At 46.9% G+C, this 13,540-nt stretch carries 15 protein-coding genes; 4 read left to right on the forward strand and 11 right to left on the reverse strand.

Translation table 11 applies throughout. The annotated features are described in order from the left end of the window. Positions 1-12 precede the first annotated feature (12 nt). Together IAE55_RS19245 and IAE55_RS19250 are read right to left on the reverse strand one after the other, a co-directional pair. The gene (locus tag IAE55_RS19245) at positions 13-1,185 is read right to left on the reverse strand and encodes a serine hydrolase domain-containing protein (protein ID WP_200633581.1); all 1,173 of its coding nucleotides are present in this window, start codon (positions 1,183-1,185) and stop codon (positions 13-15) included. A 366-nt stretch (positions 1,186-1,551) separates the two neighbouring features. Next, on the reverse strand, positions 1,552-2,937 hold the full coding sequence (locus IAE55_RS19250; RefSeq protein ID WP_200633582.1) for a family 4 glycosyl hydrolase: 1,386 nt from the start codon (positions 2,935-2,937) through the stop codon (positions 1,552-1,554). A gap of 174 nt (positions 2,938-3,111) precedes the next feature. Between IAE55_RS19250 and IAE55_RS19255 the strand changes: the two genes are divergently transcribed. Then, positions 3,112-3,954: a helix-turn-helix domain-containing protein gene (locus IAE55_RS19255; RefSeq protein ID WP_105442599.1), complete on the forward strand. Its 843-nt coding sequence runs from the start codon at positions 3,112-3,114 to the stop codon at positions 3,952-3,954. A gap of 54 nt (positions 3,955-4,008) precedes the next feature. On the opposite strand, the gene IAE55_RS19260 is transcribed toward IAE55_RS19255, so the two are convergent. From IAE55_RS19260 to IAE55_RS19275, 4 genes are all read right to left on the reverse strand, one after another. Next, entirely contained in the window at positions 4,009-4,446 is a 438-nt protein-coding gene (locus tag IAE55_RS19260) for a VOC family protein (RefSeq protein WP_200633583.1), read from the reverse strand. 147 nt (positions 4,447-4,593) lie between these two features. Beyond that, positions 4,594-5,199, reverse strand: coding sequence for a TetR/AcrR family transcriptional regulator (locus tag IAE55_RS19265; RefSeq protein WP_200633584.1), 606 nt, complete (start codon positions 5,197-5,199; stop codon positions 4,594-4,596). A 397-nt stretch (positions 5,200-5,596) separates the two neighbouring features. Continuing rightward, positions 5,597-6,037, reverse strand: a complete 441-nt coding sequence (locus IAE55_RS19270) for an AAA family ATPase (RefSeq protein WP_200633585.1) — start codon at positions 6,035-6,037, stop codon at positions 5,597-5,599. Positions 6,038-6,130: 93 nt separating this feature from the next. Beyond that, a complete protein-coding gene (locus IAE55_RS19275) occupies positions 6,131-6,790 on the reverse strand; it encodes an FMN-dependent NADH-azoreductase (RefSeq protein WP_200633586.1) in 660 nt (219 codons plus the stop codon). 173 nt (positions 6,791-6,963) lie between these two features. On the opposite strand from IAE55_RS19275, the gene IAE55_RS19280 reads away from it, so the two are divergent. Beyond that, positions 6,964-7,479 (forward strand): RrF2 family transcriptional regulator, encoded by a 516-nt coding sequence (locus tag IAE55_RS19280; RefSeq protein WP_145159221.1) that lies wholly within the window; start codon positions 6,964-6,966, stop codon positions 7,477-7,479. Between the two features lie 107 nt (positions 7,480-7,586). Here the strand turns inward: IAE55_RS19280 and IAE55_RS19285 are convergent, their stop codons facing one another. The 3 genes from IAE55_RS19285 to IAE55_RS19295 form a co-directional block, all read right to left on the reverse strand. After that, the gene (locus tag IAE55_RS19285) at positions 7,587-7,958 is read right to left on the reverse strand and encodes an iron chaperone (protein WP_200633587.1); all 372 of its coding nucleotides are present in this window, start codon (positions 7,956-7,958) and stop codon (positions 7,587-7,589) included. Between the two features lie 20 nt (positions 7,959-7,978). Then, positions 7,979-8,287 (reverse strand): hypothetical protein, encoded by a 309-nt coding sequence (locus tag IAE55_RS19290; RefSeq protein ID WP_200633588.1) that lies wholly within the window; start codon positions 8,285-8,287, stop codon positions 7,979-7,981. Positions 8,288-8,387: 100 nt separating this feature from the next. Next, positions 8,388-9,242, reverse strand: a complete 855-nt coding sequence (locus IAE55_RS19295) for a helix-turn-helix domain-containing protein (RefSeq protein ID WP_200633589.1) — start codon at positions 9,240-9,242, stop codon at positions 8,388-8,390. A gap of 107 nt (positions 9,243-9,349) precedes the next feature. On the opposite strand from IAE55_RS19295, the gene IAE55_RS19300 reads away from it, so the two are divergent. Beyond that, positions 9,350-10,510 carry an epoxide hydrolase family protein gene (locus IAE55_RS19300; protein WP_145159215.1) on the forward strand — a complete coding sequence of 387 codons (1,161 nt, stop codon included), beginning with the start codon at positions 9,350-9,352 and terminating at the stop codon, positions 10,508-10,510. Between the two features lie 117 nt (positions 10,511-10,627). Here the strand turns inward: IAE55_RS19300 and IAE55_RS19305 are convergent, their stop codons facing one another. Beyond that, positions 10,628-11,659, reverse strand: a complete 1,032-nt coding sequence (locus IAE55_RS19305; protein ID WP_145159213.1) for an aldo/keto reductase — start codon at positions 11,657-11,659, stop codon at positions 10,628-10,630. Between the two features lie 229 nt (positions 11,660-11,888). Here IAE55_RS19305 and IAE55_RS19310 point away from each other — a divergent pair, with 229 nt between their 5' ends. Further along, entirely contained in the window at positions 11,889-12,434 is a 546-nt protein-coding gene (locus IAE55_RS19310; protein ID WP_234489680.1) for a TetR/AcrR family transcriptional regulator, read from the forward strand. 116 nt (positions 12,435-12,550) lie between these two features. Here IAE55_RS19310 and IAE55_RS19315 read toward each other — a convergent pair whose 3' ends face one another. After that, positions 12,551-13,522 carry an alpha/beta hydrolase gene (locus IAE55_RS19315; RefSeq protein WP_145159209.1) on the reverse strand — a complete coding sequence of 324 codons (972 nt, stop codon included), beginning with the start codon at positions 13,520-13,522 and terminating at the stop codon, positions 12,551-12,553. Between the last annotated feature and the right edge of the window lie 18 nt (positions 13,523-13,540).

Genomic DNA, 13,540 nt, shown 5'->3' on the forward strand with positions numbered 1-13,540 from the left:
CGTCGGCTTATGTTATCGGGTTGGCGGCATCCCTGCATCCCAAATGCTCGCATAGGCATAGTTCCGTATCGTTCCGTGCCAGCGATACCACTCCGAACCATGTTCCTGCTGCGCATAGAACAGCGTGACTTCCGATACTGGGTCCATGACAACGTAACAGCCTCTAGCGCCATCCCAGCCAAATTCCCCGTGTTGGCTAAGTGCATTGTTATCCTCAGGATTCACTAAGGTTCTTACGCCTAAGCCATAGCTGTAGCCCAGTTTGCTTCCCCCGCCGAATTTGGTAAAGTCCTGCTGCGCAGTAGGCGACAAGTGCTTGCTTCGCATAGCATCCACTGTGTCCGGTTTAAGGATGCGCACGCCATTCGGTGCCAATCCGTAATTGCATAATGCCTCTGCAAATATAATATAGTCTGACACTGTGGAATATAATCCGCCGCCGCCGCTTTCATAAGCTGGGCCTGGCTTAAGCTTAAAAGTTTCTCCGACGCTTTCTGCCGTGTGCGTCTTACCATTAAATCGATTGTACAGCTTGCAAAAGCGGCTCTCATCCTTTAGCTGGAATGAGGTATCTTTCATCTCTAGCGGATCGAAAATATTCTCCTGCAAATATTGTCCAAAGCTTTGCCCAGTTATGACCTCGAGCAATGCACCCAGCACATCGTGGCACGCGGTATATTTAAAATGCGAGCCCGGTTCAAAGGCTAACGGCTCCTGCGCCACCGCCTTGATAACAGCAAGTGTGCGTCCCTCACTGTTGCTCTCGGCGACAGCCTTATGAACTGCATCCGTATGAATCGTTTCGATTCCTGCTGTCATTGTAAACAAATGCTCGATGGTAATTGGATTTTGTGAAGGAAGCAGGTCGACTGTTCCATCTGGCCGCGAATGACGAACAAGCATGTGCTTAAACTCTGGGATATACTCATACAAAGAATCCGTGAGCTTATATTTTCCTCGCTCTAGCAGCTGCAGCAGTGCTGTACAGGTCACAACCTTTGTTGCAGAATACAGTTTGAAAATGCTGTCCCGGCTAAATGGAACTAGATTCTCTACGTCTGAAAACCCGGTATAATGTTCGTAAACAGGCTGGTGTTTGTGATACATAGCGACACCTAAACCGGGAATGTTTTTTTCGTTATAAAAAGTATCCAGATACGCAGTAAGCTTCGTAAAATTCATCATTTTCCACCATCCCTTTTTCTTTATATACACCCTTTTATATCAGCTATTCATAATGGGAGAAGATCGTTTCAATAATATTTTATCTGAATACATGCCTTCTATATAATAAGGTGTTATTAAAGATTCATGTGTATAATTGGCGTGATGGTGATGTACCCCAGCCCGAAACGATAAATCCAGCACGATCGGAGGCCTGATTATCCAAAAACAACAAACGAGCTGCGCATAATGCGCTAGCTCGCTTGCTATTGTTGTATGGGCACCAACGTCCAATCATGGAACTTTTTCAGCTTAATGCGCCCGGCTTTCTCCTACATATACTGACGATCATGACGCCGAACCTGGTTTGGGTTTGGATGGTCATTCTTAATACCAGACATCAGGGATCATCTCCCGCTCAAGTGTCAGCAGTTCTTTGATGATCTGGTCTGCGTCGCTGATCGAGTTCACGAGCGGATCCGTCAGCATCGCTCTCCGCAGCTTCTCGTAGCTCTGCTCCACAACCGCCTCTGCCGTAAGCTCATGCGTATCCAACACAAGCTCCTGCATGCCCCGGATTCCCCGCGGCATCTCGCCTACGTGAACGGGCTTCGCCCCGTCCATGCTCACGTCGCACAGCAGTTCCAGGAACGAGTCGTCGCTCATATTTGTGACCGCTCCGCGATTCAGCGTATTGATGAAGAACCGTTTCCCCAAGTTGCCCACCATATTTTCGATAATGTCCGTCGCATGATCCGGGCCGAAGGTACTCATGTAATCGGCAATCGGAACATTTCCTGTGAGGAAGTCGTCGACCTGCCGCCACATCTCGTTGTGACGCTGATACCGGTCCTCCGTCTCCCATATCGATAACGGCGGAATGGCGTCCGGCGTCTTGCCGTGACCTTGCCAATAACGGACGTATTCCTTGGTATGGGCCGTACACGTAGGGATATACCCAAAAATATCGTACAGCTCATACGTAATGGCGTCGTTATGAAGCGCCTTTGCCCCGCGGTCTCCCCCGTTGTTCTCCTCGCCAGCCGCTTTGCGCATCGCTTCCGCGATCGTGGGCATGACATCCTTGCCTTCGAACTCCGCTTTCAAAAGCCACGTGAAATGGTTGACGCCGGCGACGCGGAAGTCGAACTTCCGGTCGATCTCCTCGCTGAACCCGCTTCTGTCCCCGATAATTCCGGCCCGTACGGCGTAATAGGCCTTTTTATGCGGCATATGGTGGCTGTCGCACAGCGCGAATGATTTCAACTTCGACGCATACCGGTGTAAAGCGATCCCGTGTACGGTAGACGGGTTAATATAGTTGATCACCCAGGCGTTGGGGCACAGCTCTTCAATATCTCTAGCGCATTCCATAATGATCGGCAGCTCCCGCATCGCCCGAAATATACCGCCTGGACCGATCGTGTCCCCGGAGCACATGCGAATGCCGTATTTTAATGATACTTGGCAGTCGATTCCCCGGTATTTGACCGATTGCTCCGCAAAGCTGAGTACGACAAAGTCAGCTCCCGGAAGCACCTGTCTTCGGTCCGTCGAGCCCTCCACTTTCAAAGATACGTTGTTCTCCCGGGCCACCATCTCCGCCAGTTTGACCATTTTCGATAGTCGTTCCTCGTCCGTATCCACCAAAGCAAGCGTTCCCTGATTCAAGTATGGAGAATGGACCATCTGCCAAATGGACTGACGACCGAAAAACAGGCTGCCTGCTCCAATGACGACGACCTTCGGCTGCTGCATGTTCACACCGTTCACAAATAACCCTCCTCGTATGGTATAAGTCCATTATAGGAGGATGGCCGGAAAACGGAATGTGAGATAGTTTCAAGTACATGTCAAAAAGTAATATCATTAACAACTCGTAAACCCTTTGTTATACTAAGATTAAAATCATAAATGTCATGCGGTAGAGGAGGGCCAAGCAACCCGATGAATGCAAACATGAGTATTCTCAACGAACTCTCGGAGTATGTCACGCTCGGCATAAGCTCTTATTTAGAACAAGCTCACGATAAGAATTGGACCGAGCACAAGTCCCATCCTGATTACGATCTGTGGTTCATTCAATCGGGCTCTGTGAAGGTGACGATCGGCGGGTCCGAACATACGGCGGGTCCGGGAGATGCGGTGTTTTTTTATCCCGATATGCCTTATATCGCTTCGACGACCGAAGACGGCTGCCGATTCATTTACATTCATTTCAATTTCGGCATCGGCGAACAACAGCGAATACTAGGTGAGTTCGAACTCCCTGGAATTGTGCCAAGCGGCCAGATCCAGGAGGAAGCGGTATTGTTCACACAGGCCTATCGCCGGTTGAAACAGGGCAGCGGCACACCGGGGAACCAGCTTTACTTGAAAGCCTGCCTCCTCGCCGTTATTGCGAAGATCCTTGAGCTTCACGGGCAAGGCGCCTACACCGGCACATTCCTCAACGGCAGGAAACCGGGTAAAACCGAAGGAAGCCTAAGTGTACTGCAGGACGTATTTCAATACGTGGATGCAAACCTGCACCGTTCCGTTCGGATGAATGAGCTCGCTGCGCTAGTCGGCGTATCCGAAAAGTATTTTATCTCCTATTTCAAGAAAAGCGTTGGCATTACGCCGGGACAATACATTTCCCAAATCAAAATGAACCGGGCACGAGATTATCTCTACGCCAAAAAATACACAATCCAACAGATCGCAGGCTTTCTTGGGTATCCTGATCCGTTTACCTTTTCAAAAGCCTTCAAAAAATATTACAACGTGCCGCCTTCGAAATTCGAGTAACCCTGATTGTCTGCGCATGCAATCCCTTGCGTATGCCTGAGACGTGATCTCCCGTCATTTGACCTTCTCTGCCAACTCCAAAATGATCCCTTCCGGCCCACGAACATAGCATAACTTGTAACTTTGTTCATATTGCTGGATCTCACTAAAGGTTTCCGTGCCCTTCTGTTTCAATGTGGAGACGATGGCTTCAATATCTTCAACCTCAATGGCCATATGCCGAATACCGAGCGTATAGGGATAAGACTGCTGAATTTCGGTATCATCGGACGGATGATAATATTTGACCAGCTCGATCCATGCCTGGCTCTCTGGTGCCCCCAATGCTACGCAGGCTGTTTTTGCGTTGCGGAGCCCTAGTACCCGATCCAACAGCTCGCCTTCCATCTCCCATTCCGCTCGCACCTCAAAGCCTATATCGAGAAAAAACGCTTTGGCGGCCGAGAGATCATTTACGTTTATACTTACATGATCTATTTTATTGACCTTCATTTCGCACATCTCCTTCATCCGAGCAATAGTGATGCAGATCGCTTTAGAAATGACGCAATAAGCTCAACCCAATATTATCGTATTTCAACGATTGCGATTTCTTTTCAATTGCTAAGTTGAGTTTGGTGAAACCGTTCCTCTTCTTGTTTACTCATTCACCGCGTGCCCGCACAGCTCCTGAAGGTGGCGGACGATGATCCGTTCAATGGTCCCCGGCCCGTAGATCTCCGGCCGAAGCAATGCGAGGACCGTCAAGCCTTCGATCAGCGCGGCCAATCTCAAGCTTTCGAGCTCCATGTTGATGGATGAGGGAAGAAGCTCTGCCTTAGCCAGAAGATCGAGGACGGTTCTGGTCAGGTCATGAAGCCCGTCCGTGAGCTCATCCTTTTTATCTTGTAACGCCAAGCTCGTGAGGGAACGGATGGCGAATACCCACCAGACGCCGGCTGCCGTTCGTTTGTCCGAATCCATGGGGAGGAGCTCTAATACCACTTCCAGCGCGGCTTTCATCGGAATACGGCTTATCTCTGTTCCTTTTGCTCTGTCGGCTCCCCTCGTCAAATAATAATCTACGATAAATAACAGCAGCTCGTCCTGCGTTGAAAAATAATGCCGTAAGGCTCCAGGCGAAACCCCTGCCGCAGCGGCGACGGCACGGATAGACGCATGCTCAATCCCCTTTGTTCCAATAATTTTCCATGCCGATTCGGCGATTAGTTTTCTTTTTTGGCCATGGTCCACAATTTTTGGCACGGTGAAAACGCCCCTTGATTTTATTTTAACACACTGTATTATTATAAATAGCACAGTGTGTTATTTCATTTTTCAGTTATACCGTGCCGTGGTTACCAAGTCAAGGGAGCTGGACTTTTTCATCAATTACAGAAGGGGGAATTCTGTGCAGGAGCAATCTAATGGATTTCGTGTGCAACTGATCTGTTATGGGTGCAAACGGGCATTTAACGCCTTCGAGGGCACTTCAGCTTACGACCGCGCGAAACGAAACAGAAATGGAATGTATTACTGCGAGGATTGCAAAAACCGGATTGAGCTTGAAGCGAGACTGCAGCTCGGAAGACGGCTGTTGACCGGAAAGGATTAGCAAAAAAACCGTGCCGCCTAACGGCGCACGGTAGGATTGCGTTATCCTTCATAAAGGTAATTTTTGAATCTCAAACGCATCATTTAGTGACTTGACTATATACAGCTCATTAAAACCCTCACTATAAGACGGCCGTTGCAGCTTCTTCAACGTGCTAATCATTCCGATCTCAGGAACCTTTTCTTTCCCTTCCCTCTTGTTGTTACGGTTAAGGGATAATTCATAGTCAGGTTCGAAATAATACCCTATAACCTTATAATGATGTTTTTTCACGAAATCGATATATTTTTTTCGATCCTCCACGGTGGGATTCGTATTGTCTATCACAAAGGATTGCATCGTTCGGACGGATGCTTCCAGAAAAACATTCTCCCGATGCCTTGTTCTCAACATATCAAGATTAATCCTCATATGAGTTGCAAAGAACCTTTCCTTGTAAAATGTTGATTTTCCGGAAGCCTGTATCCCAATGAAAATGACGCATTCCATGACGGTTTTCCTTCCTGGCCTAAAGATGGCGGGGCGTTTCAGATCCGATTTGATCTTTATCGTATCCCCCAGCACGATATTTAATACGAGTACTTATCGCGTAACGCCGCCAGACATGCGATATGCGAAACGTTCGGCCGCCTGAAGAGCCTCCTGCTTGGCCTGCTCCAGTACGTTCTCTTTCGGTAAAACAGCGTTTCCCTGCGCGCGAATGATCTCGTAGCTGTCAAATCCCATAAAGGTAAACATCGATCGTAGATATTGATGGGAATACTCCACTTCCGTGTACCAGTCGTTATTGGTGTATATCGATCCGCTTCCCTGAATAACGAGTACGCTCCGTCCGTCCTTGAGCAAGCCTACGGATCCCGAATGGGTAAACGTGTACGTTTCCCGCGGAATGAGAATGGCGTCCATGTAGTCTTTGAGTTTGGACGGGATATTGAAATTATGCATCGGCATCGCAATGACGATGTTCTTCGCACCTATGAACTGCCGCAGCAGTTCGTTCGTCCGGTCCGTAACGGCCTGCTCCTTCGGTGTAAGCAATTCTCCTGCTGCAGACTTGCTGCGGGCCGTTAGAGCAACATGATCCAGCAGTGGTACCTCGTCACCATAAAGATTGAGTTGTTCGACCTCACCATCCGGGACAAGCTCTCTGTAACGCTGTAAAAAAGACTCGAGCACGTTTAAAGTCACCGAGGTGGTGGATTCGACGTCCGGATGGGCATTTAGAACCAGCATTTTATTCATGATGCATCCTCTCCTACTTATTTATATAATTGTCGACAGGATTAATCGTCGATTAGTTATGTCGACATTATAACTTGCAATCATTCCGTTTGTCAATCGCGTTACGTTTGACATCAAAAATGTTTGCTTTTAACATTAAGGTTAGTGAATTTGTCGGGAGGCAGGTGGCTTGCATGCAGTATAGTATTGGGGTCGAATATGCTTTGCATTGCCTCGTATATTTGATTGATCTCCCGGTGGACAGTCCGATCGGGATCAAAGAACTTTCCGCCTACCAAGGTTTGTCGGAGACGTATCTGTCCAAAATTTTCGGGAAGCTGTCCAAAGCGGGTATTGTGGATTCGGTACCAGGGGTCAAGGGCGGCTACAAGCTGGCCAAATCCCCTGATGCGATAACTTTCTGGGATGTCGTAACGGCCGTCGAAGGAGATCAGCCCATTTTTCAATGCCAGAACATTAAAGATAAAAACTATTTCTACCGGAGCAAGGAAAACAACGATGCTTGCGCTTCCTGTACACCTTCGGATTGCTTGATCAATATGGTCATGCTGGATGCGGAGGAGAAAATGCGGGACTCTTTGCGAAGCCGGACACTGCAGTGGATGAACGAGGAACTGGAGCGCACCTTGCCCAAGGAAACCCGGGAAGATGCGCGCGCCTATTTTAAGAAGAACAACAAGGTTAAGTAGGCCAGGTTTTTGCAATTGGATATAAAATACAAAAAAAGCCGCACAGCTGCGGCTTTTTTAACTAATGTGTATTCTCGTAATCTTGCTATTTTCACCGTATGAATAAGCTATGCCCGCCAAAACGTTGTGCAGTCTGCTTTATCCAACATGTTATATTTGATCATTTTCTCAAGTAAGGAGTAATCAACAGGACGATCCCAGCGGATCCGCACCAACTCCTTGGTGTGATCATAACCAGACTGTTTAATTAAATCTGAAAAATGAAGAATCCCGGCCCTTTCAGGGGCAACAGCCAGATGATGTTTGGCTACGCTGAAGCCGATGATAAATGTGCCGTGATCGGTAAACATAGGCTGATTCCACGCAATCTTTGGCGTTAAATTCGGGAATGTCTTCGTGATCCAGCCCAGTATTTCTTCCAATCTGGCACGATGCTCGGGGTTATCCATCCGTGTTAAGTATTCTTCAAAAACTTCCATGGTCTCCCCTCCTATGTCCATTACCCTTCCACGATATCCGCCCGCAAATCTCCTGCAATTTCAATCATAAGGGGTACGACGTCTTGATGAGAGACAGCTGCATACAACTCCCCCATATAATGCCTAAAAGGAATGAGGGCGTCTCCATGCTGCCAAATAAAGAAATCCCCTTCGATCGACATAGTACTTTCTTCCCCTTGTACAGTCAGCACCGTTTGGTAAGTAAAATCAGCCTTGGTAGAAAAATAAGCTTTGCATTCTTCCAATGAAATGTCTTGATCACCGGAGTCCGGCTGCATCGATCTCGTAATTCGAAAGCGTTGATTCATAAATATCCTCCAAAAATAAATGACTTTCTACTTCATATCCTCCACTACCTTAATCGTTAAGCGGATCACTGTCAATGGAGGCTCAAGGGCTCTCCGTCTTTTATTGAACCGTGGAAAACTTGCGGGAGATGGTCCTGTATTTTGTAGGTGAGATGCCTTTTTTAGCCGTAAATTGCTTGATCAAGTGAGTGTCATACTCAAATCCGGCAGCGTGAGCAATTTCATCAAGCTTCATCCCGGTGTGCGTTAAAAGTTCACTTGCAACTTTTAAACGGTATGACAGCAAGTAACCCATGGCTGTAAGACCGCATCTTTCCTGAAACAGCTTATTCAGTGTCACTCGGTTTAAATGAGCGCAGCTCGTCAGATCTTCCAAAGAAATCTTCCTGGAATAGTTCGTGTGAATATACTCTAGCACCAAATCGACAGGGGAATGTTCGCCATTTCGGTTTAAATCCTCGAGCAAACCTAAAATCTGGATGAGGTATTTCTTTATTCTGCACGCCCAGCGGGCATCACTTTGCGCCTGCACTTCCATGCCAAGTATAAAAAACCATTCAAATAATAGCGGAAATGCTTTCTCGGTGATACGGGGTACAGCTGTATATGAATCCTCCCTGTGAAAAAGGGAACGGCCTGCTTGTATTTTCGGACTCGTCGGGAAATAGCCCCGCGTTTCGGAGAGAGTGATCGTGTTAAGAAATTCGGGATGAAAACGAAAGGATTGTGCAGCAACGTTTTGTTTTTCTGTCACTTCCATCTCATCATCCTCAGCCAAGCAAAGGATACCAGGAGCTACGATCGAAATCGGCCGTTCGTTTAACGTCCCGCTCATCCTTCCTGATGTGAAGAGAATGAGAGTATAACGCTCAGGATAAGGAAGCATGCTGAGATCCTCCACAGCGGCAAACTCAATATTCACGGTACGATGTTTGTGTCGGTCTATTTGCGGCATAGCAATCACCTATCAAATTTTATAGTTAGATGCTTCGTTTATGCCAGTGTACCATACCAGCACAAAGGATATAATGGCGATGCAACGACAAAAGGAGGGAAAGCACGATGACTATTGAGCGTTTTCACATTCATGTCGCAGACGAAATTTTGGACGATCTAAAATACAGACTGGATCATATTCGCTGGCCGGAACAAGTAGATAACGATGGATGGGAACGAGGCACGGAATTAAGTTATTTAAAGTCGCTCGTTTCGTACTGGAAGGACCATTATGATTGGCGAGCCAAGGAATCCGAGTTGAACCGCTTATCCCAGTATTGCTGCCATATCGACGGGATCGATGTGCACTTTGTACATGAGCGCGGTAAAGGCCCTAACCCTCTGCCCATCATTCTTACCCACGGTTGGCCCGACAGTTACCTTCGTTACGAAAAAATCATTCCTCTGCTTACGGATCCAGCCAGCTGCGGCGGTAACCCTGAAGACTCATTTGATGTGATTGTCCCATCATTACCTGGCTTTGGATTCTCAAGCCGCCCTGCACATCCCGGTGTCAACAATTTTCGTGTCTCGGAAATGTGGGCTAAGCTGATGACACAGCACTTAGGCTACAGTAAATTTGCTGCCGCCGGCGGGGATATCGGCTCCGGTGTTACAAGGTACCTGGCAGCAAACCATCCGGAACTGTTATTCGGGATCCACTTGACGGATATCGGCATTATCAGAGATTTGATGACGGCAACGGATCAGGCAAAGCTGTCGGAAGAAGAACTGCGATATAAGAAAAACGCTTCGGCATGGATTGCTGAAGAGGGTGGCTATATGTCCCTTCAATCGACCCGCCCCCAAACATTAGCGTATGGACTAACCGATTCACCGGTCGGCTTAGCAAGCTGGATCATTGAAAAATTCCGGGCATGGAGCGATTGTAACGGTAATCTTGAGCAAAAATTCAGTAAAGATGAACTGATCACGCATATGATGATTTATTGGGTGACAAACACGGCCATGTCGGCAGCGAGCATCTATTATGAGAATTCTCATTCCTTGCCGCCATTGGGCTACATTGAGGTGCCGACAGGCATCGCGTTGTTCCCAGCAGATATATTGCTGCCGCCCCAAGAATGGGCTGTACGCAACCTAAATGTAACCCGCTGGACTACGCTGCCCCGTGGCGGACATTTTACCGCATTGGAAGAACCCGAGCTCTTGGCACAAGACATTCGTGCCTTCTACAAGCCGTTTAGAGGGACAAATCATCATTAATATTCATGAAGATCCGAAACGTGCACTCCCCAATACTACGATAAACAACGGCAGCCGATCGTGTGATCGGCTGCCGTTGTATGATTTCGCAAGGTTCCTTTCCTCTCCAATGATTTTTCAACTCACGTGTCGTCTGCGCCGTTCGGCACTCATCCACTCAGGACTCCACGTTTGCTCTTTGTCATCGATCCGTTTGCCTGGTGGAACAATGGCATCGATCGCATCCAACACATCCGTGCCGAGCCTCAATTCTGCACCGGCAATATAGGCTTTTAATTGTTCTGAAGTGCGCGGGCCCCAGAGAGTTGACGTGACGGACGGATGACTTTGGGTAAAAGCGACTGCCATATCCGCTAGTAGAATCCCCGCTTCATTCGCAAGATGTTGCAGCTTTTCAATGATCTTAAACTTATATTCATTTTCAGCTAGCTCAGGATCTAACGCTTCTGCATATCCTTTTAAAGTCGCAGCGCGAGAATCGCTGTGCGCGGCCTGACCTGCTTTGTACTTTCCTGTCAGTAAGCCACCAGATAAGGGACTGTACACGAATAGAGAAAGATCATATTGTTTAGCGACTTCAGCAAGTTCAAATTCCATTTGTCGATTGATCATAGAATATGGTGTTTGTTCACTTACAAATCGCTGAATATGATATCGATCGCTAATGGCTTGTGCCTGAACCATTTGCCAACCCTGGTGATTTGAAGTACCGATATGATGAATTTTCCCTTCTTTCACCAAATCGTTCAACGTTAATAGAATCTCCTCATAAGCAACAAATTCAAAAGGAAGATGGAGTTGATAAAGGTCTATATAGTCGGTCTGCAAACGTAGCAGACTTTGTTCAACAGCAGTTCGTATTGAGCGGCGAGATGCACCACTATGATTTAATTCATGGGTAGCCTCCGCACCAAATTTAGAAGCTAATATGACACTTTGCCGCCTGGTTTTAATCGCTTTTCCGATAATGCGTTCCGATTCCCCATTTCCGTATCGGTTAGATGTATCAATCAGATTAATGCCATAGTCCAATGCTTCATCAATTATTTTTATGCTATCTTCTTCACTTGTCCTTGATCCAAAACTTGATCCGCCTAATGCAAACGCGCTGACTTTTGTACCCGTCTTTCCAAGATATCTATATTCCATGGTTTTCCTCCTTAAATTCAGTACAGCCCGATGGTAATGAACACGTGTTGATTAAGGCTATAGAAGCAATTATAATCAGGCATAACGGGGAGTTCAATGAACATAAAAGGCCAAGTGTTGATTAATAGATACAACGTCAAAATTGTTGATAAACACCAACATTCATCATGGAGGTACACAAATGAGCCAAAATAGTACGGATTTGAGAGTCGTCCGGAGTCGCACGCTAATGGAGAACGCATTGTTGTCTATTTTAGAAAATAAAGGTATTAAAGGGCTGACGGTTAAAAACCTATGTGAAACAGCAGGAATTAATCGAGGCACTTTTTATTTGCATTATAAAGATATTTTTCATCTGATTGAGGAAACTGTATTTATTCAAGAATTATTGAGCGTCTTCGAACCTCTCAATCTTCAGGAGTTGATGCGCTATCCTGATCATGAGGGAGCTTATCCTCCGATTACCAAGGCCTTCCAATACATGCATAAGCATGCCAGCTTTTTTAAAGCGCTATTCCATCCGGAAGCTCCAGCAGAGTTAAAAGAACGGCTCCAGTATTTAGTGGGTACACGTTTGTATGATAATCTGAAACGAAATCAAGACGATAATTCTGAAAACCTATTTACGGATTATGTAATTGCTTATTTGGGAAATGCACAGTTTGGAATGATTCAACATTGGTTTACGGCGGATCGCTCCATTCCTCCCGAAGATATAGCGAGAATGTTGACCAGATATATACGCAATACACCATGTCTTGATAACGATGCTTGAAATTTGTATGGTACCTGCAGTTATGTGAGCATCCGATGTGTAAGCAACAAAAAAAGCAGCAGTTCAAAGTTTTGAATGCTGCTTTTACTTTTAAGATCATACTCGAGAAAATAAAATCAAACCAGCTCCAGCGCTTTCAGCAAGGCGTATTCACTGGATTTGGCGCCTTCTTGCGAATAATGCGCATTCGGAAATGCTGGAGCCAAATGATGATATCCAGGATATACATGCAGCTCCACCAAGACACCGTCAAAGGCAAGCTGTTTGGCAAATCGTATCGCTTCATCTATGAACAAATCAATGCTGCCTATGCTGATATACGTGGGCGGTAAACCGGCCAGCGATTTCGCACGCGCAGGCACGTAATACTCGCTGGTCCCCTCTTGACCGGGTTCGTGCCCTAGTACCGATTTCCATCCAAAATAATTGCTGCGATTTGTCCACACAAACTCGCCGGCATAGGGATGATCCGGCGAAATACTTGTACGGTCATCGAGCATCGGGCTGCGCAGCCTTAGATGATGAATATCAAATTCCTTTTGATCGCGAATGTATAGGGCTAGCCCTGCCGCAAGTCCGGAACCTGCGCTGCTCCCTCCAACCGCGACTTTCTGAATATCGATCGCGAGTTCTTCGGCATGTTCAATGCACCATTTCAGAGCTGAATAACAATCGTGCAATTGGCTTGGCTGAATATGTTCCGGCGCAAGTCGGTAATACACAGATACGCAGCAAAAACCATGCTGCGCCGCCAAGGCTGCATTCGCTGAGCGATCGCCGACCGGACTTCCCATAACCATTCCGCCACCGTGAATCGAATAATATAACGGCATTTTATCGTACTTAGGCTCACGCGGTTTAATGATTTCTATGCGTATATCGGGTCCGCCAAAATAACTTGGCACCACTCTTTCTTCCCATGTAACAGGAAACAACTGCGTAACATCCATCTGCGGAATCATTTTTGCTTGACTTTGCCGTGATTCCATTAGGGTTGCACCCGTCAGATCGCTTGTCGGAAATAAATCAAGTACACTTATAATCTCCGGATCGACCAGATGCCTGCTTCTGCTTTTTTGTTCGTTCATCGTTACGTTTCCCCGCTT

This window comes from Paenibacillus sp. S28 (genome assembly GCF_016624415.1).
Taxonomy (GTDB): domain Bacteria; phylum Bacillota; class Bacilli; order Paenibacillales; family Paenibacillaceae; genus Paenibacillus_AQ; species Paenibacillus_AQ favisporus.

Excerpts from the sequence above, each read along its gene's own strand:
- IAE55_RS19255 (WP_105442599.1), top strand. The coding sequence starts at position 3,112 with ATGAATGCAAACATGAGTATTCTCAACGAACTCTCGGAGTATGTCACG.
- IAE55_RS19275 (WP_200633586.1), bottom strand. The coding sequence starts at position 6,790 with ATGAATAAAATGCTGGTTCTAAATGCCCATCCGGACGTCGAATCCACC.
- IAE55_RS19270 (WP_200633585.1), bottom strand. The coding sequence starts at position 6,037 with ATGGAATGCGTCATTTTCATTGGGATACAGGCTTCCGGAAAATCAACA.
- IAE55_RS19245 (WP_200633581.1), bottom strand. The coding sequence starts at position 1,185 with ATGATGAATTTTACGAAGCTTACTGCGTATCTGGATACTTTTTATAAC.
- IAE55_RS19315 (WP_145159209.1), bottom strand. The coding sequence starts at position 13,522 with ATGAACGAACAAAAAAGCAGAAGCAGGCATCTGGTCGATCCGGAGATT.
- IAE55_RS19305 (WP_145159213.1), bottom strand. The coding sequence starts at position 11,659 with ATGGAATATAGATATCTTGGAAAGACGGGTACAAAAGTCAGCGCGTTT.
- IAE55_RS19290 (WP_200633588.1), bottom strand. The coding sequence starts at position 8,287 with ATGAATCAACGCTTTCGAATTACGAGATCGATGCAGCCGGACTCCGGT.
- IAE55_RS19310 (WP_234489680.1), top strand. The coding sequence starts at position 11,889 with ATGGAGAACGCATTGTTGTCTATTTTAGAAAATAAAGGTATTAAAGGG.
- IAE55_RS19280 (WP_145159221.1), top strand. The coding sequence starts at position 6,964 with ATGCAGTATAGTATTGGGGTCGAATATGCTTTGCATTGCCTCGTATAT.
- IAE55_RS19260 (WP_200633583.1), bottom strand. The coding sequence starts at position 4,446 with ATGAAGGTCAATAAAATAGATCATGTAAGTATAAACGTAAATGATCTC.
- IAE55_RS19300 (WP_145159215.1), top strand. The coding sequence starts at position 9,350 with ATGACTATTGAGCGTTTTCACATTCATGTCGCAGACGAAATTTTGGAC.
- IAE55_RS19295 (WP_200633589.1), bottom strand. The coding sequence starts at position 9,242 with ATGCCGCAAATAGACCGACACAAACATCGTACCGTGAATATTGAGTTT.
- IAE55_RS19285 (WP_200633587.1), bottom strand. The coding sequence starts at position 7,958 with ATGGAAGTTTTTGAAGAATACTTAACACGGATGGATAACCCCGAGCAT.